Here is a 22,778-nt window from a genome sequence, read left to right as displayed (position 1 = left end):
TAGGTGGAGCAACTGTCATTTTTTCTCGTCTGGCACTGCGGTTTCCACCTCGATCTTCCAATCGTAGGGATTGACGGGAATGGTATGCGGGCCCGGTTGCTTGAGTTGTGCCGACTGACCCTTCCAATCGAAATCCTTGAATGGGGGCCGGCGGAGGTACTGCGCATTGGTCAGGGCGAACAGGCTGATCAATGCGGTGGTCATGGCGGTAGCATTGGCGCGGCCGCGTCGCGTCTGGCCACTCAACGCGAGCCATACGGCCCACCACCAGACCACCTTCACCAAATAGAAATAGCGATCCCCATTGAGTGGAACAAGGTCTGATGGAGTGGTCATCCTGAGCATCGGCACAAACGTCTCGACGATGGCAAATGCGATGAAACCAAGTACCGTCAGACGTGCATGGCCGTCGATACGGCGTGCCAGCAACAGCGTACCGATCAGCATGCCGTAAAGCAGGAGCCAAGCTGTGCCGGTAAGGAAGTCGACGCCGAAGATGTGAGGCGGCACCAGTTTGGTGAACGTTGTATCGAGCACCCAGGCCGGTCCCATTCCAGCCAGACGCTGGGCTTCGGGATAGGACAGGATAACCACGGCCTGTACGATGCCGCCGATCGTCATCGCGGCCACGGTCGGCCAGTCGCGGTTGGCCATGAAACCAGACAGGGCGCCATTGAAGGGATCGATGCGCGTACGTTTCGCCAACCAGGCTGCGGCCGCGATCGCACACATGACCGCAAGCAGCAGGGTGGAGAAAGGCCCTGTAAGGGCGATGAGCATGATCAGAACCGCGCGCATCCAAGGGGTGATGCGCGATGTCGAAGCCTCAGCAGGCAGCAGGCAGCAGGCGGCCATCGCAAACTGCAGGAACCACTGGACATTGGTGATCGTGCCGAAGATCTCGCCATTGGTCGGCACCGCCAGCATCGACAACGCGACGATCCAGGCTGGTATATGTCCGCGTAGGCGCCGGCAGGTGTAAGTTATGGCCATCGTCGAAAAAAGGATGGCCGCAGCGTTGTAGATCAGTGGTGCCTTGGCAACTGGTAGCCAAGCGGCGATCCAAGCAACCAGGCGCGGAATCGCCAGCAGATAGCCGGCGTAGGGAGCGAATATCTGCGGCAATCCCTGCCCGTACTGATCGGTGAAGAAAACCGTGGCATCTTCCGCCCAGAACTGCGGAAGACTCAGCGCGTCGTTGCTCTTGTAGGCCATCACGAAGAGAACGACCAGGAAGGTTCCCAGCCGCTCCCCGAGTGTGCCTTCACGGCGTCCCGGTGTGGTCAATGAAAGCGAGGTCATGGAAGTATCCGCAAAGGGAGAGCAGATCCGGGAGGCGGCGGAATTGGTTTGGCATCTCCTTCGCCCCTAGATCATCGAAGAACTGTGGGTCCAACGTGCGGATGGCCGGCCGGGGGCGGCCCGCTACTTGCCGCTCGTTGCTTGGCGAAGCCGTGTGTTGCCCGCGGCGGCGGCCAATGCCGAGCCGACCGCAATACTCTCATTGATCGAGCGATCTTCCGGGTAGTAATACGCCGTATCGGCCATGAAGAAGCCCTGCAGCGGTGTCTTCATTGGCGGCAGCATGTCCTGGAAGCCGGGCGGGCAGATCGTCTGTGCGTACTCATAGCGATGGCAATGCGTGGCCTTGATCCATTCCTGCTTGAATGCTGGATTGATCATCGGCAGGTAACTGATGACTTCGTCGATCAGTTGCTGGTTGCTCCACTGCCACTTGGGGTGCGATTTGGGCATGTAATAAGGCGCGTACACGATGTGTTCGCCCGGACCCTTGCCTGGGTTGAGGTTGCTGTACTCGATCAGCCCTGGAATCTCGATGCGGTCGTCGCTGATATTCATCCAGAAGTTCTCGCTGACTGGCCGCGAGAGCTTCAGGATGACGCAGGCCACCGGGATGTTGTCGATGGCACCAACCTTATCGGCGAATGCCTTCGGCAGGCCAGGAACCAGCTTCGGTACGTACTGGATGGGGGCGGTGGACACCACCGCATCATAGGTGTGGTGTCCGACCGGAGTGCGGATGCCGGTCACCTTGCCGTCTGCAGAGGTCACTTCATCGATCGGCTGTGAGAGCAGGATGCGGCCGCCACGACGCTGGACGTCGGCGGCCATCTTCTCCAGTAGCACGGCGGAGCCGCCTTCCAGATAGCCCATGCTCTCGTTCAGCAGGTTGCGTCGGGACAGCGCCACACGCTTGATGCGGGTGCCGATCCATGACGCGGACAGGCGATCCTGATATTCGAAGAACTTCAATGCGAACGCTTTTTCCCACATCACCTTGTAGGCCTTCGGGCCGATCCAGCGGGTGATCCAGTCGCGTGCGTTTTCCTTGTCCAGTGCTGTCCAGTCCTGGATGCCCTTGGTGTGCATTACATGCAGGGCATAGCGCACCTTGTCGATGATGCCGAGGTGCGGGAAGCCCAGCAGGGCGAACGGCGTGCCCCACTTGTGCAGCTTGCCCTGGTAGTAATAGCCCATCTTCGTGTCCGTCCAGTGCAGGCGGTCGGACAGCTGCATCTCATCGAGCAGCTTGAAGAGCGGATAGTCGGTCTTGCAGATGAAGTGGTAGTAACGCTCGATGCGCAGGCCGTCGAAATCGAAGTCTGCCGACATGCCACCGATGCGATCGTCGCGCTCGTACACGTCGACCTGGTGGCCCTGCTTCAGCAGCTCCAGGGCTGCCATGAGGCCCATCGGGCCACTGCCGATGATGGCGAAAGTGCTCATTTGAATGGATTCCCGTGTGATCTTCTGGGTCAGCGCTGCAGCACGATATGGCTGTAGCGCGGGTCGGTGTAGCTCTCGCGGATCGCATCCTCGAAAGGAGTCTGCCTCACCCCGAACACCGCCTCGGTATCAATGCCCTTGAAGTCATCACCGGCGCTGAGCGCTTTGAGCTGGTCTGCGGTGAACGGCGGCTTGCTGCTGAACAGGCTGTAGACCTTCAGCAGGAAGGCAAAGAAGCCGATCGGAATGTGCACGATCCAGGTGCGCAGGTTCTTCACCCGCTTGATGGTACGGATGATGTCCACGTAGTCCACGCGGGTATCGCCAACGATGTCGAAGACTTCGCCGTCGGGCTCGGTCTCGATGCACTTGGCAATGCAGCGGCAGAAATCGCGTTCGTACAGCGGCTGACGCATGAATCTGCCGTCGCCGGGAATCGGGAATACCGGCGTGCGCGCCATGAAGCGCGACAACCAGCCCAGGTGCTTGGGATCGAACCAGCCGAACATCAGCGTCGGCCGCAGCACGCAGTGGCGCTGGCCGCTGGCCACGACCATTTCTTCCTGCTCGCGCTTGGTGTTGGTGTAGTCATCCTTGGCCACCGAGTTCACTACCGAGGAACTGATGTGAACCATGTACGGCACGGCGGCATCCTGGGTTGCCTTCAGCACTTGTCCAGTAGCGGTGATGTTGTTGCGCACGAACAGGTCGGTGGTCTTGCCGGTGATCTGCGCGTGCAGTTGTACAACCAGTCGCGCACCGGCAAAGCGTTCGGCCCAGTCGCCGGGCTCGGCCAGATCAGCCAGCACTGTCTCGACCTCCGGGTGCAGCTGGCGAAGGATCTCCAAGTTGTGCGCATGCTTGTCGATCGCCACCAGCCGGGTGTAGCCCTGCTGCTTCATTTCCACGATGAGGTTCTGCCCCACCAGGCCGGCTGCGCCGGTAATGACGATCTTGTCGTTCTTCTGTGCCATGGACCAACTCGACTGCTAAGGGAATGGGGTCAGCGCGGCTTGTACGCCACAACCAGCGCCTGCTTGCCCAGGATGTGCCACGCCAGCGGGATCTTCAGGTACAGCGACACCAGCCAAGGCGCCTGTGGCAGACGGCTTTTGGTGGTGTAGGGCAGGAACTTCGGGATAACGACCCTTGGCTCCAGGCCTGCCATCAGCACACCTTCCACAAGGCTGCGATCACTCAGGGCGGTGTGATGGTCGAAGTAGTCCCAGTATTCGTCGTACAAGAAGCGGATATTCGGCTGCAGGATGATCGCTCGGCCACCGGGCTTGAGCATGCGCGCGCTCTCCCGCAACGTCTGCAGCACCAGGTCCTTGCTTGGCAGGTGTTCCAGGAAATTACTCATGAACACCGCATCGACGCTGGCGTCGGGGATGGACGCTACCGCAGTGCAGCTTTCGTTGATGATGCGGACACCGTCAGAGGCGAATTGGCGGACGTCTGGATTCAGATCCACCGCAATCTTTCCGGCTGCCGGAATGTTGTTGATGAACTCGCAGTAGCCCGCACCGATATCGACCACGGTGTCGGATGGATTCACGAACCGGCTGAAGTACTGGCTGCACAGGACCTGCCAGATCCGGTTCTTGTTTGCGAGCTCTTCCTTGGGAAAACGGTGTTGATACAGTACGTCGAGGTCGCGATCGATATCCGGCATGTGGAGCATCCAGGTTCTGGTTCGGGTCAGAGGGAGATTCGGCGGAACACAAATTCGGGAATGTTCTTGATGATCATCATGATCGCCCACCAGAAGCCAGGCAGGTAGGCCACGGCTTTACGCTTGTCGATGGCCGTGAGGATACCGGCAGCTACCCTGTCCGGCGTCGCCCACAGGGCGCCCTTCTTGAATGCGGCGGTCATCGGGGTGTCGACGAAACCGGGCTTGATGACCAGAACGTTGATGCCGGCCGGGCGCAGGCGTTGGCCGAGACCGCTCAGGTAGGCGGTGACGGCGGCCTTTGCGCTCCCGTACAGGTAGTTGCTGGCACGGCCACGGTCACCGGCCACCGAGGAGATGACCGCCAGGCTGGCACCGGACTGCAAGCGCTGCGCAAGCGCCGCGGACAGGGCGATGGTGGAGGTGCCATTGGTCGCGAATTCCCGCAGGGACAGGTCGACCGAGGCATCGCAGGCAGCCTGGTCAGGCAGGGTGCCGTGGGCGATCAGGACGGTGTCCACACCGCCCAGCGCAGCCCAGGCATTGTCCAGCAGGGCACCATGGGCAGCCACATCGTTCACGTCCAGCACGCCGTTGTGCACGTGCGGGGCACCGCGCACGCGCAGGTCGGCAGCGATGGCATCCAGCTTGGCGGCACTGCGGCCCACCAGGTAGAGCGCGGCACCGCGTGCGGCGTATAGACGCGCTACCGACTCGGCAATGGCAGAGGTGGCGCCGATGATCAGGATCTTCTGCATGATTACTCCATCACCCGGCGCCAGAAGCCGGATGAGAATCGAGGGTCGATGAAGCGGGAGAATGCTTCCCAGGCCGGGTAGGCCTGGCGGAACAGGGCGCCGGACATCCGCGCATCCTTGGCGGGATACACTGCGCCGCCGGCGTCACTGACGATGCGATCAAGTCGATCGAGCATTTTCAGCAGGTCCGGCCCGTCATTGGGGAAGTCAAGCGCCAGGGTCGTGCCCGGACGCGGGAACGACATCAGGCCCGGTGAGGGACGGTCGCCAAATTCCTTCAGCACTGCCAGAAACGAGCCACGTCCGCTGCGGGCGATTTCCGCCAGCAGTGCTGCCGTGGCATCGCGGGCGGTTGCCGGAGGCAGCACGCATTGGTGCTGCAGGAAACCGCGCGGGCCATACATCCGGTTCCAGTGGTTGATGCCATCCAGCGGATAGAAATAGCTCTGGTAGTGCGATATTTGGCGGGCGTGGCGCGCCGGCTGCCGCCAGTAGTACAGCGTATTGAAAGGACGCAGGGTCAACCGGTTGACCAGCGACACTGGCGGTACCAGTGGCATGCTGCGTCGCGGTGCCGAACTGGGCGTGGCGGCCTGTGCATCGCCGGGTGCATGGTCGCCCCGGAGGAAGTGGCCGCGGCCGAGGTTGGCGCCCTTGGCCAGGCAGTCGATCCAGGCCACCGTGTACTCGAATCCTTCGGCCGAGTCGCGCGACAATTCGAAGAATTCATCGAGATTGTCGAAGCGGATCGACTCGGTTTCGATCCACGGGCCAGGCACACGGCGAAGCTGCAATTCGACCCAGGTGATGAATCCGGTCAGGCCCAGCCCGCCAGCGGTGGCCGCGAACAGGCCGCTGCTGTCGGCAGGCGTGAGTTGCTGGCGCGAACCATCGCTACGCAGCAGTTCGATGCAGCGCACGTGATGGCAGAACGTACCTGCACGGTGATGATTCTTGCCATGCACGTCATTGCCGATGGCGCCGCCAACCGTGGCGTAGCGCGTACCGGGGGTGACCGGCAGGAACCAGCCACGGGGCAGGGCGATATCCAGGATGTCGGCCAAGGTGACGCCCGCCTCGCAGCGTACGACGCCGGTGGCGGGATCGAAATCGATGAACCGGTCCAGGTTACGGCTGGTCAGCAGCGTGGCGCCGGGGTTCAGGCAGCTGTCACCGTAGCTGCGGCCATTGCCATGCGCCAATACCGTACCCCCGTCTGAGGGCAGCGGCAGGGCGCCATTGCGGTCGAGCACCGGGATGATCCGTTGCTCCACGCGCGGGTAGCGCCCCCAGGATTGGCCGATCGCCCGACTCATATCGCCAGCAGTACGATGAGCACACACAGGCCGATGACGATCTGGCTGCTGCGGTCCATGGCCGCGAACACGATCGGGTCGTCATGCATGTCGCCGCGGTGGGACACGATCCACATGCGGCTGATCCAGTACAGCAGGATGGGGCACAGCAGCCAGAGCAGTTTGGGGCTCCTGTAGAGCTCCAGGCTCTCCGGGCTGTTGATGTACAGCGCGAAGACCAGTACACCGATGTAGCCGGCGGCTGCGCCCAGCGACTGCACCAGCGGCAGGTCGGCGACGGAGTAGCCGCGACCGATCGCCATTTCCTTGCCGTTTGCCAGTGCCGAGGCCAGTTCGGTATAGCGCTTGAGCATGGCCAGGCTGAGGAACACAAACATTGAGAACGCCAGCAGCCAGAACGACAGTTCGGAGTTGATCGCAACCGCGCCGCCGATGATGCGCACGGTATAAAGCGCAGCGAGCATCACCACATCGATCATCACGATGCGCTTGAGCTTGAGCGAGTAGCTCAGGGTCATTACGTAGTAGCACAGCAGGACGCCGGCAAAGGCCGGGCTGCAGAGCAGTGCCAGTGCGAAACCGGCCAGGGTGATCAGTGGTGCCACCAGCAGGCCATGCAGCAGCGGCAGTGTGCCGGCCGCGAACGGCCGCCTGCGCTTGCGCGGATGCATGCGGTCCGGGGTCAGGTCCAGCAGGTCGTTGAGCAGGTAGACGCCCGACGCGCACAGGCCGAATGCCAGGAAGGCCACGCCGGCATCAATGACGGATCCGATGTCGAAGAACCGGTGAGCTGTCAGCAGCGGCACCAGCACCAGCAGGTTCTTCAGCCACTGGTAGACGCGCAGGGCCTTGACCCAGGTCAGCAGACCGCCGTTCTGCGGGGGCAGGTGGGCCAGAACTTCGGTCTGGCGGGCGGCATCCCGGGCCAGCGCCGTGCCGTTGTTCACCACGATCGCGCCGCCGGCGTGGGCCCAGACTTTCAGGTCGACGCGGCCGTTGCCCATGTAATCGAAGCCGCGCTCACCGAAACGCTCGGCCAGCGCCGCGCCCTTGTTGTTGCCCGACAGGTTGGTGTGGCCATCGCTGGCCATCACTTCTTCGAACAGGCCCAGGTGGTCTGCAATCGGCTGCACCAGCAGGCGGTCCGACGCCGTGCACAGCACGCGCGGACGTTGCGTAGTGGTGCGCAGGATCTCCAGCACCCGCTCGTCGTAGGGCAGCGTTTCGGCGGGCAGCTGCACGCGCGAGGCCAACTGGCGCTTCACGTAGGCTTTGCCACGGAGCAGCCAGAACGGCACCAGGAACAGGTACAGCGGATTGTGCGCCAGCAGGGTCAGCAGCGATTCGTAAAGGATGTCACTGCGCAGAAGCGTGCCATCAAGGTCCACGCAGAGGGCACGAACGTCAGTGGCCAAGGTCGGGGGCTCCAGGAAACAATCGGTACATGGGGACTTCTATCAAGAATCGGATGCGCGTTCGGTGGATACGGTGGCGATGGCGCTGGCCTGTCTGGAGTACTGCCGAGCCGGGCAGATTTCCATGCTGGTCATGGCCAGCATGCCCACCGCGATTGCCAGCCATAGGCTTGCAAGCCGTATACCGATTGCGGCGGCGATAGCAACGTCCATGTTGGCGCCCGCCGCACTCAGCATCAGCACGATGGCGGCTTCGGTCGTGCCTACACCGCCGGGGACGAAGGATGCCGCACCGGCCAGCATTGCCATTGGATAGATGCCAAGTGCCTGCGGCCAGCTCAGATGCATACCGAGCGCAGAGCAGAGAACTGCGAATGCGAGTGCCACGAGAAGCCATGCGAAGGTGCCCAGTGCGAGCCAGGGCAGAGAAACGCGCGGGCTCAGCAGCGGGCCGACACCTCCGATACCGGCAATGATAAAGGACGCCAGGCGACGGCTCCACGCGAACGGAAGGCGACCTCCGGCCGCGGCCAGTTGTTCCAGCAACCATGGCCAGCGACTGGCAAGGTAGAGTACCCCTAAACAGCACGCTACCAGCATGACCAGTGCGCCAAATCCGGGAATCAACGCGGTCGTCCCAATCCCGAGTACGGTGATGATCAGCAGGTCCAGACTCCGTTCCACGATGAAGGTCGACAGCACTGCATGTGCTGGGACGTTCAGGTCCCCGAAGTAGCGGATGCGGAGTAGTTCGCCGGCTTTGCCTGGTGAGGCCGTGAAGGCGAACCCGGCCAAGTAGGCGCGCAGACCTTCACGCCAGAGCAGCTCATGCCCCTGGACGCGGAGGACGCAATACCAGCGTTGGTAGCGCACGACGAAGCTGCCGAGTACCAGCAAGGCACACAACGCCAATGTCCCCGGTAGTTCGGCGAGGCGTGAGAGCACGCGGGTATCACGGTCCACGTAGAGCATCAATGCCACGTAGGCCGAACTCAAGATCAGCAGAAAAGCGAAGCCATGCCACCGGGAGCGCAGCGCAATGGTTGACACCGGATGCTGGTCAGGGAGCGGACGCAAGTTGGCGGGGCTCCGGTAGACGGCTTAAACGGCCTGGCCGGGCATTCTAACGGTATTTTTTAACAAGTTTTCGCCTGCCCCCCGCGACCGCCGCCACGCTTCACTGGCCAGGCCTGGCGGCCGCCTCTGCCCCGCCTTCCCCAATGGTGAACTTCGGGCAGGCGCAGGTCAGCTGCCTGCCCCACCTGCCAAGGGGAGATCTGCCAAGACGCTGTTCGTTCAGTGCTCCTGGGTGTCGATTACCAGGTCCATCGATTTGTAGCGTTCGATGGTCTGCTTTGCCCGGTCGTAATGCGCCTGCTTCTCTACCGGGACATCTGATTCTCGGTAGGATCCGTGCGCATCGGTCAGGATGTACTCGCCGCCGATGTTGGAAATACGGTCCAGTTGGCATTGCTCGAAGAACGTGCAACCCAGGAACAGATTGTGGCTCTTCCTGGCGCCCAGCAGGCTCAGGAGTGAGGGAGCAAGGTCCAGGGAGTTCTTGCCGGCCACATCAATTACCCGGTGCTCGATGCCTTTCCAGTAGATCAACAGCGGGATGGTGTCAACAAAGTATCCGTTGATTCGGCTATCCGCATCGACGGTCACTGGTTCAGGGAACGTCGAGTGGTCGGCTGTGACCACGAGAATGGTGTTCTCGTGCAGTTGGCTGGCCATGAAGCGGTTGATGAAATGACCTATGTCGCGATCATACGTATGGAAACGATTGAGGACGATATTGCCACCGTCACCATATTTTTGTTCGCCGTCCAGGAAGGCATGGGTCTGGAAGTTGTATGCTGCGGCGAAAAATGGCTTGTCCCGGGGTTGTGCTTCCAATTCGGAAAGCATGCTGTTGAATAGTTCCTGGTCACTCAGGTACTTGGGCATGACGGATGTGGCATCGCCACGCACATGGGACTCATAAAGGTAGTCCCGCCCCAGCGTGCGGTCGAACCCTAGGGTCTCGATCATTTTGTTGATGTACTCCTGCTGAGACAGGAAAAAAATGCTGCGATAGCCGTGTGCACGCAGAATCTCCGGCATGCTTATTCGCGATACCGCAGTGATGTCCCCTGATACATCGCGTTGCCCGATCCCGGTGCCTTCCTTGTTGTAGCCATCAATTTCCTGATGGCCGGAAGTGAGCTGGCCCCGCAGGCCACGGAATGTTGCTGCAGTGTGATTGTAATAATTGGTGAGTACCAACGAGCCCCCTGCCAGTCGATCAAGGTTGGGGGTCAGTCCCGGATGGATGCTGCCATAGGTTTCCATCCAGCGCGCGGACATGCCCTCGGTGAAAACCACTATGACATTCGGTCGTGGCCCAAGCGCGTTGACTATTTCTGGTGGGAACCCGGTCTGATAGGTCGTCCGCCGCGAGAATTCAGCACGTGCATCGACCAGTTCCGCTGCGCTGAGCTGCACTCGACGACTCATGCCGATGTACGCCGTGTACGCCCGGGCCAGCGAGGCCACCGGAGCTTCGCCACGCGCAACGATGATACCGCGGGCCAGCGGCTGGTCGTGGATCATGCCGGTATAGGCAGTCGCAGCCACGCCCAGGCAGACCAGGGAGGTGCGCAGATTGAAGCGTGGCTGGTCAGCACGATGGAAGAACGCAAAGGCAATGAAGGCAAAAAGGTAGGCAGCCAACATTGCGTAGACACCGTTGAACGCAATAAGGCCAACCACTTCTTGGTTGGCAAAGGCGATGGGTGGAATCAGCCCTCCCGAAAGCCAGATTGAATACAGCTGGGCAACGTAGATGAAGCCGGCAGTCGCTGGCAGCAGCAGGGCGGTAATCCGCATTCCGCGATTGCGCAGGCCGAGGGCGAGGTGGGTCACCAGGTCGATCAATACCAACTCCAACAGGAAGCTGGTGGACAGGTACAGGAGATCCGCGGGAGCGTAATAGCGGCTCATCCGCAACAGCAGGACGCCGGTCAGCAACGCTGCGACGCAGGTTCCCCATGCGGGGAATCGTCGCGAGATATTCAGGATATTGATGCTCATCAGCCAAACGGAAGAATCTCCAAGGAATCCTTCCTTGTTGCCTCTCTAGAATGTGGAAAACAGCATTGGAGGCTGATCTGCAGCAATGGGCTTCCATGCCAGCTCCAATCATACGGCGTTCGTCACGCCGTTTGCACATTGGTGAACGTATGAGGGCTGGTTGCCTTGTGACTTCTTTCGATACTCAGGGATACATTCCGGCGTCGAACATTTGTTACTTTGCTGATCGTGGCGGAAACACTTCACTGAGGACGCTTTTTCGTATCCCTGCAAGGAAAAAGGCCAGCATCTCCAGATGCTGGCCTTCGACGTTGGAACGCAGTGTTCTCGTTACGGGCTTTTGCATGCGCATGCAGTCTGCACTTTTCGTTGCAACTCCCGCAGGCCGAGCGCGCGCTACGTGGCCGGCTTCCTGAAAACCAGTCGCGAGAAAATAAGATAATTCCACGCCGCGATCATTCCCATTACCAGGAACTTCGCGATCAGCGGATGGATATCTGCGGGGCCAACCAGCAGGAAGATTGCCAGATTGCCAGCGGCGAGATTTATTGTCGCAACGATGCCGTACTTGAAAAGCTCGCTTCCCATGTGGCCGTGGCTTTGGAACACCCAGTGGCGATTCAGCAGGAAACTCACCACGAACCCGCAGCCGAAACTCAGCGACTGATTGGCGAAAAGCCATTTGTCGCTGAGCGCCATCTGCAGGGCAATGAACACGGCATATTCGACTGCAGCGGCCGAGCCGCCGGAAATCAGGAAACGGAGAAGTCGTTGTTTCATGGGGTTTCCAGGCGGGGGCCAGGGTATCGAGTGATACCCTGGCCTTCAGCCTTTGAGACTCAGAGCGCCTTTTCCAGCTCCGGCAGGATCGCAAACAGATCCCCGACCAGGCCGATATCGGCAATTTCAAAGATCGGCGAATCCGCATCCTTGTTGATCGCCACGATCGTGCCAGCATCCTTGATGCCCGTCAGGTGCTGGATGGCGCCGCTGATGCCGACGGCCACATACAGCTCCGGCGAGATGATCTTGCCGGTCTGGCCGACCTGCAGGTCGCTGGGCACATAGCCGGCATCCACGGCGGCGCGCGAGGCACCCACGGCGGCGCCGAGCTTGTCGGCCAGCTGGAAGATGACCTTGAAGTTCTCTTCCGAACCAACACCACGGCCACCGGAGACCACGCGCTTGGCGCTCTGCAGGTCCGGGCGGTCGCTGGCGCCGGCGGCCAGGCCGACGAAGCGGGTGTGGACGGGCAGGGTGGCATCGACGCTGGCGGCTTCAACCGAGGCACTGCCGCCCTGGGCGGCTTCCGGCCACGACGCGGCACGCACGGTAGCGACCACGATCTGGTCGGCCGGGACTTCGACAGTGATGATGGCGTTGCCGGCGTAGATCGGGCGCTTGAAGGTGTGGCTGCCTTCGACGGCCATCAGGTCGGAGACCTGGTTGACGCCGAGCAGGGCGGCCACGCACGGCATCAGGTCCTTGCCGAAGGTGGTCGACGGGCCGAACACGTGGGTGTAGCCCTTGGCCAGCTGCGCGATCTGCGGGGCCAGTACTTGGGCCAGCGCCTGCGCGTTGGCGGCATTGGCCACGGTCAGGACCTTGGCGACGCCGGCGATCCTGGCCGCTTCAGCCGCAACGGCGGTCGGGTCGGCGGCCAGCACCAGCACGTCAATGCTGGCGCCGGAAATGGCGGCGGCCGCGCTGACGGTCTTGGCGGTAGCGGCGTTGAGCTTGCCGTCGTGGTGCTCGGCGATGACGAGAATCCTGCTCATTACAGCAACCCCTTCTGCTTGAGTGCGGCAACCAGTTCGGCCGCGTCCTTGACCATCACACCCTTGCTGCGCTTGGACGGCGCGGCGTACTGGGTGGTCTTGAAGGTGTCGGCAGCTTCAACGCCGAGGTCGGCCAGCTGCAGGGTTTCCAGCGGCTTGGCCTTGGCCTTCATGATGTCCGGCAGCTTGATGAAGCGCGGCTCGTTCAAGCGCAGGTCGGTGGTGACCACGGCCGGCAGGTCCACTTCCAGCGTTTCCAGGCCGGCGTCGACCTCGCGGGTCACCATGGCCTTGCCATCGGCAATCTCAAGCTTGCTGGCGAAGGTCGCCTGCGGACGGCCCCAGAGCGTGGCCAGCATCTGGCCGGTCTGGTTGGCGTCATCGTCGATGGCCTGCTTGCCCAGGATCACCAGGTCCGGCTGTTCCTTCTCGACCAGCTTGAGCAGGGTGCGGGCGGCGGTCAGCGGCTGGATGGCCTGATCGGTGACCACATGAATGGCGCGATTGGCGCCCATGGCCAGACCGTTGCGCAGGTGCGCCTGGGCGTCGGCCGGGGCGATGGTGGCCACCACGACTTCGCTGGCGATGCCCTTGTCGCGGAGGCGCAGGGCCTCTTCCAGGGCGATTTCATCGAAGGGATTGGGAGACAGCTTGACGCCATCGGTGACCACGCCGGAGCCGTCCGGCTTGACCTGAATGCGGACGTTGTAGTCCACCACGCGCTTGTACGCGACGAGGATTTTCATCTGGTACGAGATCCTTGTAGTGCCGGTCGCTGGCCGGCTCGCATTTGCTGGAGAACGTCCGGTCCTGCAACAGCAACCGGTTCGGGGGTGGGACCCCGATTCTAGCTGGCTTGGGGCAACCATGCGAATGCGTATGGTCTACTTGTTTCCTGGTGCGATGCAGCAATCCAGTGGGCGCCAGTTCACCTGTGTGATCGCCCGCTACAGGAACTGCGTTGTATCCTTTCAAGTTGCATTGTCGGGGCCACGAGGGCCCTGTCCCGCGAATCATCATCAGGAGAACAGGTAGTGCCCACATGGCTTGTCACCGGCGGCGCCGGATTCATTGGCGGTAACTTCGTTCTCGAGGCCGTCGCACGCGGCGTCAAGGTCATCAACCTCGATGTGCTGACCTACGCCGGCAACCTGAAGACCCTGTCCAGCCTGGACGGCAATCCCAACCACGTGTTCGTGCAGGGCGACATCGGCGACAGTGCGCTGGTTTCCCGCCTGCTGGCCGAGCACCAGCCCGATGCGGTGCTGAACTTCGCCGCCGAAAGCCACGTCGACCGTTCGATCGACGGCCCTGGCGCCTTCATCCAGACCAATGTCGTCGGCACCCTCGGCCTGCTTGAGGCAGTGCGGGACTACTGGAAGGCGTTGCCGCCCGAGCAGGGCGCGGCGTTCCGCTTCCTGCATGTCTCCACCGACGAGGTGTACGGCACCCTGGGGGAGACCGGCAAGTTCAGCGAAACCACCCCGTATGCCCCGAACTCGCCGTACTCGGCGTCCAAGGCCGCCTCGGACCATCTGGTGCGTGCGTTCCACCATACCTACGGGCTGCCGGTGCTGACCACCAACTGCTCGAACAACTATGGTCCGTACCACTTCCCGGAGAAGCTGATCCCGCTGGTGATCGCCAAGGCGCTGGCCGGTGAGCCGCTGCCGGTGTACGGCGATGGCAAGCAGGTGCGTGATTGGCTGTTCGTGTCCGACCACTGCGAAGCGATCCGTACCGTGCTGGCCAAGGGCCAGGTGGGCGAGACCTACAACGTCGGCGGCAACTCCGAAAAGCAGAACATCGAAGTGGTGCAGGCGATCTGCGCGCTGCTGGACCAGCGCCGCCCGCGTGCGGACGGCCAGCCGCGCAGCAGCCAGATCACCTACGTTGCCGACCGCCCGGGCCATGACCGCCGTTACGCGATCGATGCCTCCAAGCTGAAGAACGATCTGGGCTGGGAGCCGGCCTACACCTTTGAACAGGGCATCGGCTTCACCGTCGACTGGTACCTGGACAACCAGGAATGGGTGAACGGCGTGCTCGACGGCAGCTACCGCCTGCAGCGCATCGGCACCGCGGCCTGAACCAAGGACACGACATGACCCAACGCAAGGGCATCATCCTCGCCGGCGGTTCCGGCACCCGGCTGTATCCGATCACCAAGGGCGTCAGCAAGCAGCTGCTGCCGGTGTATGACAAGCCGATGATCTATTACCCGCTCAGCGTGCTGATGCTGGCGGGCATCCGTGAAGTGCTGATCATCAATACCCCGCACGAACAGGCCTTGTTCCAGCAGTTGCTGGGCGATGGCTCGCAGTGGGGCATGGACATCCAGTACGCCGTGCAGCCGAGCCCTGATGGCCTGGCCCAGGCGTACCTGATCGGCCGCGATTTCGTGGCCGGCAAGCCGAGCTGCCTGGTGCTGGGTGACAACATCTTCCACGGCCATGGCCTGCGCGAGGTGCTGCGCAATGCCGATCAGCGCGACCACGGCGCGACGGTGTTCGGCTACTGGGTCAATGATCCGGAGCGTTACGGCGTTGCCGAGTTCGACAAGTCTGGAAAGGTGGTCGACCTGGTGGAGAAGCCGGAGAACCCGCGTTCCAACTATGCCGTGACCGGCCTGTATTTCTACGACGGCAATGCCAGCCATCATGCGGCCGAGCTGAAGCCGTCGCCGCGCGGCGAGCTGGAGATCACTGATCTGAACCAGCGCTACCTGCGTGAAGGCAACCTGCATCTGGAGGCGCTCGGCCGCGGCTACGCGTGGCTGGATACGGGTACCCACCAGTCGCTGCTGGAAGCGTCCAACTTCATCGAGACGATCCAGACCCGCCAGGGCCTGCAGGTCTGCTGCCCCGAGGAAATCGCCTTCGGCCAAGGCTGGATCAGCGCCGAGCAGTTGGAAGCGCTGGCTGCACCGCTGATCAAGAATGGCTACGGCCAGTACCTGCACAAGCTCGCCCTGCGTGGAGTCGTTCCGTGAAAGTGATTGAAACCAAGTTGCCCGGCTGCGTAGTGATCGAGCCGGCCGTGTTCGGCGATGCCCGTGGTTATTTCTTCGAAACCTGGAATGCCGAGCGCTTCGCAGCGCTCGGCCTGCCGGATCGCTTCGTGCAGAGCAATGTTTCCACCTCGGCGCAGGGCGTGCTGCGCGGCCTGCATTACCAGTGGCCGCGCCCGCAGGGCAAGCTGGTCAGCGTGCTGGAAGGCGAGGTCTACGACGTGGCTGTGGACATCCGCCGCGGTTCGCCGACCTTCGGTCAGTGGGAAGCGGTGGTGCTGAGCGCGGAAAACAAGAAGCAGTTCTGGATTCCGGAAGGTTTCGCGCATGGTTTCGCGGTGCTGTCCGAACGCGCGGTGTTCAGTTACCTGTGCACCGAGGTCTACCTCAAGGACTTCGATGCCGGCGTGCGCTGGAATGACGCCGATATCGGCGTGGACTGGCCGGTCAGTGCACCGACGCTGTCGGCCAAGGACGAGAACGCTCCCTTCCTGAAGGACATTGCTGAAGACCGCCTGCCGGTCTACGTGCCATGACCGTTCTGGTATTCGGCGGCAACGGTCAGGTCGGCCAGGAGCTGCTGCGCGCGCTGGCACCGCTGGGCAAGGTGGTTGCGACCACCCGCAGCGGCGTCCTGCCCGATGGCAGCGCCTGCGAAACCGCCGATTTCGGCCAGCCTGACAGCCTGCCGGCGCTGCTTGACCGGCTGCAACCGTCGATCGTGGTCAATGCGGCCGCCTACACCGCCGTCGACCGTGCCGAACAGGAGGTCGACGCCGCCTTTGCGGCCAACGCGCAGGCGCCGGGCGTGATCGCGCGCTGGTGTGCGGCGCATGGCGTACCGTTCGTGCATTACTCCACCGACTATGTGTTCGATGGCCAGGGCACGGCTCCGTACCGCGAGAATGAACCGACCGCGCCGCTGGGGGTCTATGGCACCAGCAAGCGTGATGGCGAAGACGCCGTGCGCGCTGCCGGCGGCCGTCATCTGATCTTCCGCACGGCATGGGTGTATGCCTCGCACGGCGCAAATTTCCTGCGCACGATGCTGCGGGTGGGCGCTGAGCGCGATCAGCTGCGTGTGGTGGCCGACCAGATCGGCACGCCGACGCCGGCGGCAATGATCGCGGATGTCACCGTGCAGGCGCTGCAGCATCCGGGCGCGCTGTCGGGAACGTGGCATCTGACGGCGTCGGGCCAGACCAGCTGGCATGGTTTTGCCGAAGCGATTTTCGCCGAAGCACTGACGACGGGCGTGCTGGCCAAGGTGCCGTCGGTTGAAGCTATCCCCAGTTCCGAATACCCGACCCCGGCCAAGCGTCCCGCATGGTCGGTGCTCGACAACCGCAAGCTGCAGCAGGACTTTGGCATCGCGCTGCCAACGTGGCAGGACGGCCTGAAGCGGGTCATGGCTGAACTGGCCCGCTGACGGTAGCGCCGGGCCATGCCCGGCGGATGCACATTGCCGCTGCGCTCGCCGGCCATGGGCCGGCGCTACCCAGAATGCAGCGGGTTCCGGGTCAACTCCGCCCGTAGGTATCCTCGAACCGCACGATGTCATCCTCGCCGAGGTAACTGCCGGACTGCACCTCGATCAGTTCCAGCGGCAGCTTGCCGGGGTTGCGCAGGCGATGGGTCACCCCCAGCGGGATGTAGGTGCTCTGGTTTTCGCTCAGCAGGATCACCTCGTCGCCACGGGTGACTTCGGCGGTGCCGCTGACCACGATCCAGTGCTCGGCACGGTGGTGGTGCATCTGCAGGCTCAGCGTACCGCCGGGCTTGACCGTGATCCGCTTGACCTGGAAACGCTCGCCGTTGTCGATTGAATCGTAGGCTCCCCACGGGCGGTAGACCTTGCGGTGCCAGGTCGCTTCGCTGCGGCCGTCAGCCTTCAGCTTCGCCACCACCGTCTTGACCTCCTGCATGCGGTCGGCCTTGCCGACCAGCACCGCGTCGTCGGTCTCGACCACGATCACATCATCCAGCCCGACCATCGCCACCAGGCGTTGGCCGTAGGCATAGGTGTTGCGGCAGTCGATGGCGATCACATCACCCTGGTGCGCATTGCCGTCGCCGTCCTGCTGCGATACATCGCGCAGTGCGGTCCAGGAGCCGACATCGTTCCAGCCGGCATCCAACGGCACCACCACTGCATCGGCGGTCTTTTCCATCACGGCGTAATCGATCGAATCGGACGGCACGGCAGTGAATGCGTCCTTGTCCAACCGGGTGAAATCGGCATCGCGGCGTGCGCTCTGCCATGCGTCGCGGCAGGCCGACAACATGGCCGGCTGCAGGCGTTCCAGCTCCTGCAGGTAACGCGAGGCCTTGAACAGGAACATGCCGCTGTTCCAGTAGTACTGGCCGCTGGCCACGTAGCCGGTGGCGGTGTCCAGATCGGGCTTTTCGACGAAACGCTCAACCGCGCGCACGCCTTGGCCGTCGGCGGCTTTGATGTAGCCGTAGCCGGTTTCCGGGCCGGTCGGCACGATACCGAAGGTGACCAGCTTGCCGGCTTCAGCGGCGCCGGCAGCAGCCTGCACCGCAGCGCGGAACGCGGCTTCGTCGGTGATCACGTGGTCGGAGGGCAGTACCAGCAGCAGTGCATCGTTGCCATCGCGGGTCGCCTCAAGCGCGGCAACGGCAATGGCCGGGGCGGTGTTGCGGCCGACCGGCTCAAGAATGATCGCCGCGGGCTCGGCGCCGACCTGCTGCAGTTGTTCGGCCGCAACGAAGCGATGTTCCTCATTGGCAATGACCAGCGGGCCACGGCTGGCAATGGGCGCCACGCGCCGCCAGGTCGCCTGCAGCATCGTCAGCTCACCGGCCAAGGGCAGGAACTGCTTGGGATACGCTTCGCGCGAGAGCGGCCACAGACGGGTGCCGGAACCACCGGAGAGGATCACGGGCTGGACGGTGTTCATCGGAACATCTCCGCTCAGGCCTTCAACAGCGTGGCGATTTCATCGGTGCGTGCCTGCATCAGCGCCGCATCCCCACGCGATTCCACGTTCAAGCGCAGCAGCGGCTCGGTGTTGGAACTGCGCAGGTTGAAGCGCCAGTCGCCGAAGTCGGCACTGATGCCATCGGTATGGTCCAGCGCCGGCGACTGCGCGGCGAAGTGTTCCATCACGCGGGCCACGGACGCCTTCGCATCGCTGACCTTGAAGTTGATTTCGCCGCTGCACGGATAGGCGGCCATGCGGTCTTCAACCCAGTCGGCCAGCGAACGGCCGCTTTCGGAAATGAGCTGGGCGATCAGCAGCCAGGGGATCATGCCCGAGTCGGCATAGGCGAATTCGCGGAAGTAATGATGGGCACTCATTTCGCCGCCATACACCGCGTCCTCTGCGCGCATCTTCTCCTTGATGAAGGCATGGCCGCTCTTGCACAGCACCGGCACACCACCCGCCTGTTCGACCATCTCCACGGTATTCCAGACCAAGCGTGGGTCATGCACGATCTTGCCACCCGGGTTACGGTCCAGCGCCGCCTTGGCCAGCAGGCCGACGAGGTAATAGCCCTCGATGAAGCGCCCGTTGTGGTCGAAGAAGAAGCAGCGGTCGAAATCGCCATCCCAGGCAATGCCGAAGTCTGCGCCGTGCTCGCGGACCGCCTCGGCCGTGGCAGCGCGGTTCTCCTGCAGCAGCGGATTGGGAATGCCGTTGGGGAAGCTGCCATCGGGTTCGTGGCAGATGCGGATGAACTCGAACGGCAGGTGCGGTGCGAGCAGGTCGACGATGGCGCCGGCGCCCCCATTGCCTGCATTGACCACCAGCTTGAGGGGCTTGAGCTTGGTGCTGTCCACATAGGACAGCAGATGCTGGATGTAGGCGCTCTTGTCGTGCTCGCTGCGTTGGCCTGCGGTCGGCGGCTGCGGTGTTGCGCTGTCGGCTGCCACGGCATCGGAGATCGCGAACAGGCCGGTATCGGAACTGATCGGCCGGGCGTTCTCCTTGACCAGCTTCATGCCGTTGTAGTCCATCGGGTTGTGGCTGGCGGTAACCATCACACCGCCCGCTGCACCGCGATGGTCGGTCTGGAAATAGACTTCCTCGGTGCCGCACAGGCCGATGTCGATCACTTCCCGGCCCGCGCCGCGCAGGCCGGCTGCCAGGGCATCCTGCAGCGCCGGACTGGTCAGGCGGACGTCGTGCCCCACCACCACTGGCCCGGGTGACAACTGATCGGCCAAGGCCACGCCGATCCGCCGGGCGAGGTCTTCGTTCAGTTCTTCCGGCACGCGGCCGCGGATGTCATAAGCCTTGAAGGCGGGCAGGGGCATCGCTGGAATCCTTTGTCAGATCAGTTGGCTAGTGTAATCCCAGCCTTGTATGGGAATCGTTTCCATAGACCCAACGCTGCCTGACCGCCGAGTGGTCACGTGCGGGTGGCCCTGCGTCTGCCTGCCGCGCGTTTGGCCGGCGCGCCGGGCAGGGGAGACAGCAGGGCCTCAAGATCGGCTGCGTCGAAACGTGGGCCTGTGCCGCCACTGCCCTCCAGGATCGCGTCGGCCAGGTCGGCCTTGCGCTGCTGCAGCTCGGCGATCCGTTCCTCGACGCTGCCGGCGGTGATCAGCTTGTAGACGAACACCGGCTGGTCCTGGCCGATGCGATGGGCACGGTCGGTGGCCTGGTTCTCGGCGGCCGGGTTCCACCAGGGATCGAAGTGGATGACGGTGTCGGCGGCCGTCAGGTTCAGGCCCACGCCACCGGCCTTCAGGCTGATCAGGAACACGGGAACCTCGCCCTGCATGAAGCGCTGCACGGGCGTGACCCGGTCCTGGGTATCGCCGGTGAGCTGCACGTAGGGCAGGCTGAGTTCCCGCAGGGCCTGGCCGATCAACGCCAGCATGCCGGTGAACTGCGAGAACAGCAGGATGCGCCGCCCTTCCTCGACCATGGCAGGCAACATCTCGCGCAGCAGGTCCAGCTTGGCCGAACCGGCAGCGCGCGCGGGTGTCTCGCCTGGCAGCAGGCGCGGATCGCAGCAGACCTGGCGCAGCTTCAGCAACGCGTCCAGTACCACGATGTGATTGCGCGCCAGCCCGCTGCCGTTGATCGCATCGCGGACCTGCTTTTCCATCGCCACGCGCACGGCTTCGTACAGATCGCGCTGGGCGCCTTCCATTGCCACGGTGCGGGTGATGACCGTCTTCGGTGGAAGCTCGGAAGCGACCTGGTCCTTGCGCCGGCGCAGGATGAAAGGTCGCAGCCGCTGGGCCAGCAGCTGAGCACGCCGCTGGTCGCTGCCGCGTTCGATGGGATGGCGCCAGTGCTGGTTGAACTGTTTTTCGCTGCCGAGCAGGCCGGGCAGCAGGAAGTCGAACTGCGTCCACAGCTCGCCCAGATGGTTCTCCAGCGGGGTGCCGGTCAGGCACAGGCGATGACGCGCCTGCAGCGTGCGCAGTGTGGCCGCCGCGCGCGATCTGGGATTCTTCACCTGCTGTGCCTCGTCCAGGATCAGCAGGTGATAGGAATGGGCCTGCAGCGCCGGTTCGTCGCGCCAGAGCAGGGGATAGGTGGTGAGTATCAGATCATGGGCGGCAATGGCGTCGAACTGCGTGTCACGTGCGGGGCCGTGCAGGGTCAGTACACGCAGATCCGGGGTGAAGCGCGACGCTTCGCTCTGCCAGTTGTGCAGCAATGAGGTTGGCACGACCACCAGCGCCGGTTTGTCCAGGCGGCCACTCTGCTTTTCAAGCAGCAGATGGGCCAGGGTCTGCAGTGTCTTGCCCAGGCCCATGTCATCGGCCAGCACGCCGCCCAGGCCCTGCTGGCGCAGGTACTGCAGCCAGGACAGGCCTTCAAGCTGGTAGCTGCGCAGCGTCGCGCGCAAACCCTGGGGCGCTGGGACAGCGCTCATCGCCGGGGCGTCCAGCAGGCGCTGCACGCGTGCACGGGTATCGTTGCTGCTGTGCAGCCGTAACTGCGCAGCGTCCTGCAGGGCCTGCAGGCGGCCGCGATCATGCGCCTGCAGGCGCAGCGGTTGCCCACGGTCGCCGAACAGATCCGCAAGCAGCGCGATCACCGGCTTCAGCCGCGCTGCCCGCAGGGCAAGACGTTCATTGTCTGCCGTCGTCAGCAATACGTTCTCGTCATCGCCAATGGCATCCAGCTGGCCGCGCAGCCAGCGCGGATCGGACTGCAGTACACCCTGCAGCAGCGGAACCAGCGCAATGCTGCGGCCATCGACGTCGATGGTCAGGGCCAGGTCGAGCTCGTTGCTGTCAGCGGACACCGACCGGACATCCAGGTCGATGTCCTCCACGCGGGTGATGCGGTGGCGGAAGGCGTCGTCAGTCTCGATCTTCCAGCCCAGTGCTTCCAGCCGCAGCACATCCTCCAGCAGGAAGCGGGTCCAGTCGAAACTGCGCAGCTCGAACAACGGGCCGCCGCCGTCCAGCACGATGCGCGGTTGCCGCTCGCGGTGCAGGTGGACGCTGTTCAGTTCAGCCTCGCGCCGTGCCTCCCCGGCCAGGTCACGCGGCAGCAGGTAGAGCTGGCCCTCGGCGTCATGCACGAACAGCGAGGGGTCGTCGAGAAAACGCACGTGTTCGTCGTACTCGAACGCGACGGTGGCGACGTCGAGCCATTGCGAGGGGTCACGTTCGGTGAGCCAGGCAGGTCGGTATTCCATGCTGTGCAGATGCAGGATCGGTGTCATCGCCTGGATCTGCAGGGTAGGCAGTATCGGATCGGCGGCCGCACGCAGCGAACCCGGTTCACCCTCCAGTGAGTTCTGCAGTGCGGCCAGCAACACCGCGGCGACATGCTCGCAGTGCGTGCCAGCCGGGCAGGTGCAGCGACTCTGCAGGGGGCTGTGCGGGGTGCGGGCGCTGGCATCCAGGTCGATCGCCACCTGCCAGCCCTCGACCTGGGCGGTCAGCAGCGGTGACCGGTAGCGCAGCTCGCGCACTGCCGACACCTGGTGGTTGCCCTTTTCCAGCGTCCCGGCATCCAGCCAGCGGGACAGTTCCCCTCCGGTGAATACTTCGGCCATG

The 22,778-nt window shown here is 63.2% G+C and carries 19 protein-coding genes; 4 read left to right on the top strand and 15 right to left on the bottom strand.

Annotated features, from left to right (window positions below; all coding sequences use genetic code 11):
- Positions 1-15 precede the first annotated feature (15 nt).
- The 12 genes from ABIA73_RS10240 to ABIA73_RS10185 all read right to left on the bottom strand — a co-directional run bounded on the left by ABIA73_RS10240 (position 16) and on the right by ABIA73_RS10185 (position 13,511).
- On the bottom strand, positions 16-1,302 hold the full coding sequence (locus ABIA73_RS10240) for a hypothetical protein (protein ID WP_154879286.1): 1,287 nt from the start codon (positions 1,300-1,302) through the stop codon (positions 16-18).
- Positions 1,303-1,425: 123 nt separating this feature from the next.
- Entirely contained in the window at positions 1,426-2,748 is a 1,323-nt protein-coding gene (locus tag ABIA73_RS10235) for an NAD(P)/FAD-dependent oxidoreductase (protein ID WP_025878466.1), read from the bottom strand.
- A gap of 29 nt (positions 2,749-2,777) precedes the next feature.
- Positions 2,778-3,722, bottom strand: a complete 945-nt coding sequence (locus ABIA73_RS10230; protein WP_088101619.1) for an NAD-dependent epimerase/dehydratase family protein — start codon at positions 3,720-3,722, stop codon at positions 2,778-2,780.
- 29 nt (positions 3,723-3,751) lie between these two features.
- Positions 3,752-4,423: a class I SAM-dependent methyltransferase gene (locus ABIA73_RS10225; RefSeq protein WP_025878468.1), complete on the bottom strand. Its 672-nt coding sequence runs from the start codon at positions 4,421-4,423 to the stop codon at positions 3,752-3,754.
- Positions 4,424-4,449: 26 nt separating this feature from the next.
- Entirely contained in the window at positions 4,450-5,181 is a 732-nt protein-coding gene (locus ABIA73_RS10220; protein WP_025878469.1) for an SDR family oxidoreductase, read from the bottom strand.
- Between the two features lie 2 nt (positions 5,182-5,183).
- On the bottom strand, positions 5,184-6,497 hold the full coding sequence (locus ABIA73_RS10215) for an FAD-binding oxidoreductase (protein ID WP_218788619.1): 1,314 nt from the start codon (positions 6,495-6,497) through the stop codon (positions 5,184-5,186).
- Positions 6,494-7,885: a UbiA family prenyltransferase gene (locus ABIA73_RS10210; protein WP_354275734.1), complete on the bottom strand. Its 1,392-nt coding sequence runs from the start codon at positions 7,883-7,885 to the stop codon at positions 6,494-6,496. Before ABIA73_RS10210 ends, ABIA73_RS10215 begins: the two co-directional genes overlap by 4 nt.
- A gap of 69 nt (positions 7,886-7,954) precedes the next feature.
- Positions 7,955-8,989 (bottom strand): lysylphosphatidylglycerol synthase transmembrane domain-containing protein, encoded by a 1,035-nt coding sequence (locus ABIA73_RS10205; RefSeq protein ID WP_025878472.1) that lies wholly within the window; start codon positions 8,987-8,989, stop codon positions 7,955-7,957.
- A gap of 219 nt (positions 8,990-9,208) precedes the next feature.
- Positions 9,209-10,987, bottom strand: a complete 1,779-nt coding sequence (locus ABIA73_RS10200) for an LTA synthase family protein (RefSeq protein WP_025878473.1) — start codon at positions 10,985-10,987, stop codon at positions 9,209-9,211.
- 396 nt (positions 10,988-11,383) lie between these two features.
- Positions 11,384-11,767: a GtrA family protein gene (locus ABIA73_RS10195; RefSeq protein ID WP_025878474.1), complete on the bottom strand. Its 384-nt coding sequence runs from the start codon at positions 11,765-11,767 to the stop codon at positions 11,384-11,386.
- Between the two features lie 59 nt (positions 11,768-11,826).
- On the bottom strand, positions 11,827-12,765 hold the full coding sequence (locus ABIA73_RS10190; RefSeq protein WP_080150063.1) for an electron transfer flavoprotein subunit alpha/FixB family protein: 939 nt from the start codon (positions 12,763-12,765) through the stop codon (positions 11,827-11,829).
- Positions 12,765-13,511: an electron transfer flavoprotein subunit beta/FixA family protein gene (locus ABIA73_RS10185; RefSeq protein WP_025878476.1), complete on the bottom strand. Its 747-nt coding sequence runs from the start codon at positions 13,509-13,511 to the stop codon at positions 12,765-12,767. Before ABIA73_RS10185 ends, ABIA73_RS10190 begins: the two co-directional genes overlap by 1 nt.
- Positions 13,512-13,799: 288 nt before the next feature.
- Between ABIA73_RS10185 and rfbB the strand changes: the two genes are divergently transcribed.
- The 4 genes from rfbB to rfbD are packed head-to-tail and all read left to right on the top strand — an operon-like array spanning position 13,800 to position 17,204.
- Positions 13,800-14,855 (top strand): dTDP-glucose 4,6-dehydratase, encoded by a 1,056-nt coding sequence (rfbB, locus tag ABIA73_RS10180; protein ID WP_059065941.1) that lies wholly within the window; start codon positions 13,800-13,802, stop codon positions 14,853-14,855.
- Positions 14,856-14,869: 14 nt separating this feature from the next.
- Positions 14,870-15,757, top strand: coding sequence for a glucose-1-phosphate thymidylyltransferase RfbA (gene rfbA / locus ABIA73_RS10175; RefSeq protein WP_025878478.1), 888 nt, complete (start codon positions 14,870-14,872; stop codon positions 15,755-15,757).
- The gene (gene rfbC / locus ABIA73_RS10170; RefSeq protein WP_025878479.1) at positions 15,754-16,311 is read left to right on the top strand and encodes a dTDP-4-dehydrorhamnose 3,5-epimerase; all 558 of its coding nucleotides are present in this window, start codon (positions 15,754-15,756) and stop codon (positions 16,309-16,311) included. The genes rfbA and rfbC overlap by 4 nt, the downstream gene beginning before the upstream one ends.
- Positions 16,308-17,204, top strand: coding sequence for a dTDP-4-dehydrorhamnose reductase (gene rfbD / locus ABIA73_RS10165; protein WP_354275732.1), 897 nt, complete (start codon positions 16,308-16,310; stop codon positions 17,202-17,204). The genes rfbC and rfbD overlap by 4 nt, the downstream gene beginning before the upstream one ends.
- A gap of 91 nt (positions 17,205-17,295) precedes the next feature.
- On the opposite strand, the gene ABIA73_RS10160 is transcribed toward rfbD, so the two are convergent.
- The 3 genes from ABIA73_RS10160 to ABIA73_RS10150 all read right to left on the bottom strand — a co-directional run bounded on the left by ABIA73_RS10160 (position 17,296) and on the right by ABIA73_RS10150 (position 22,777).
- Positions 17,296-18,699 (bottom strand): mannose-1-phosphate guanylyltransferase/mannose-6-phosphate isomerase, encoded by a 1,404-nt coding sequence (locus ABIA73_RS10160; RefSeq protein ID WP_025878481.1) that lies wholly within the window; start codon positions 18,697-18,699, stop codon positions 17,296-17,298.
- Between the two features lie 14 nt (positions 18,700-18,713).
- Positions 18,714-20,060, bottom strand: a complete 1,347-nt coding sequence (locus tag ABIA73_RS10155; protein ID WP_025878482.1) for a phosphohexomutase domain-containing protein — start codon at positions 20,058-20,060, stop codon at positions 18,714-18,716.
- A 95-nt stretch (positions 20,061-20,155) separates the two neighbouring features.
- Positions 20,156-22,777 carry a DEAD/DEAH box helicase gene (locus tag ABIA73_RS10150; protein ID WP_354275731.1) on the bottom strand — a complete coding sequence of 874 codons (2,622 nt, stop codon included), beginning with the start codon at positions 22,775-22,777 and terminating at the stop codon, positions 20,156-20,158.
- Position 22,778 lies beyond the last annotated feature (1 nt).

It is taken from the genome of Stenotrophomonas sp. 2694, assembly GCF_040548715.1.
Classification (GTDB): domain Bacteria; phylum Pseudomonadota; class Gammaproteobacteria; order Xanthomonadales; family Xanthomonadaceae; genus Stenotrophomonas; species Stenotrophomonas indicatrix.
The sequence above is the reverse complement of the archived record's forward strand: the minus strand, read 5'-3'. Positions and strand labels throughout refer to the sequence as shown.

What these genes read in the sequence shown, in the direction of transcription:
- ABIA73_RS10225 (WP_025878468.1), bottom strand. Translation starts at nt 4,423, where the DNA reads ATGCCGGATATCGATCGCGACCTCGACGTACTGTATCAACACCGTTTT.
- ABIA73_RS10240 (WP_154879286.1), bottom strand. Translation starts at nt 1,302, where the DNA reads ATGACCTCGCTTTCATTGACCACACCGGGACGCCGTGAAGGCACACTC.
- ABIA73_RS10150 (WP_354275731.1), bottom strand. Translation starts at nt 22,777, where the DNA reads ATGGCCGAAGTATTCACCGGAGGGGAACTGTCCCGCTGGCTGGATGCC.
- ABIA73_RS10195 (WP_025878474.1), bottom strand. Translation starts at nt 11,767, where the DNA reads ATGAAACAACGACTTCTCCGTTTCCTGATTTCCGGCGGCTCGGCCGCT.
- ABIA73_RS10155 (WP_025878482.1), bottom strand. Translation starts at nt 20,060, where the DNA reads ATGCCCCTGCCCGCCTTCAAGGCTTATGACATCCGCGGCCGCGTGCCG.
- ABIA73_RS10200 (WP_025878473.1), bottom strand. Translation starts at nt 10,987, where the DNA reads ATGAGCATCAATATCCTGAATATCTCGCGACGATTCCCCGCATGGGGA.
- rfbA (WP_025878478.1), top strand. Translation starts at nt 14,870, where the DNA reads ATGACCCAACGCAAGGGCATCATCCTCGCCGGCGGTTCCGGCACCCGG.
- ABIA73_RS10160 (WP_025878481.1), bottom strand. Translation starts at nt 18,699, where the DNA reads ATGAACACCGTCCAGCCCGTGATCCTCTCCGGTGGTTCCGGCACCCGT.
- rfbD (WP_354275732.1), top strand. Translation starts at nt 16,308, where the DNA reads ATGACCGTTCTGGTATTCGGCGGCAACGGTCAGGTCGGCCAGGAGCTG.
- ABIA73_RS10230 (WP_088101619.1), bottom strand. Translation starts at nt 3,722, where the DNA reads ATGGCACAGAAGAACGACAAGATCGTCATTACCGGCGCAGCCGGCCTG.
- ABIA73_RS10190 (WP_080150063.1), bottom strand. Translation starts at nt 12,765, where the DNA reads ATGAGCAGGATTCTCGTCATCGCCGAGCACCACGACGGCAAGCTCAAC.
- ABIA73_RS10215 (WP_218788619.1), bottom strand. Translation starts at nt 6,497, where the DNA reads ATGAGTCGGGCGATCGGCCAATCCTGGGGGCGCTACCCGCGCGTGGAG.
- ABIA73_RS10235 (WP_025878466.1), bottom strand. Translation starts at nt 2,748, where the DNA reads ATGAGCACTTTCGCCATCATCGGCAGTGGCCCGATGGGCCTCATGGCA.
- ABIA73_RS10220 (WP_025878469.1), bottom strand. Translation starts at nt 5,181, where the DNA reads ATGCAGAAGATCCTGATCATCGGCGCCACCTCTGCCATTGCCGAGTCG.
- ABIA73_RS10185 (WP_025878476.1), bottom strand. Translation starts at nt 13,511, where the DNA reads ATGAAAATCCTCGTCGCGTACAAGCGCGTGGTGGACTACAACGTCCGC.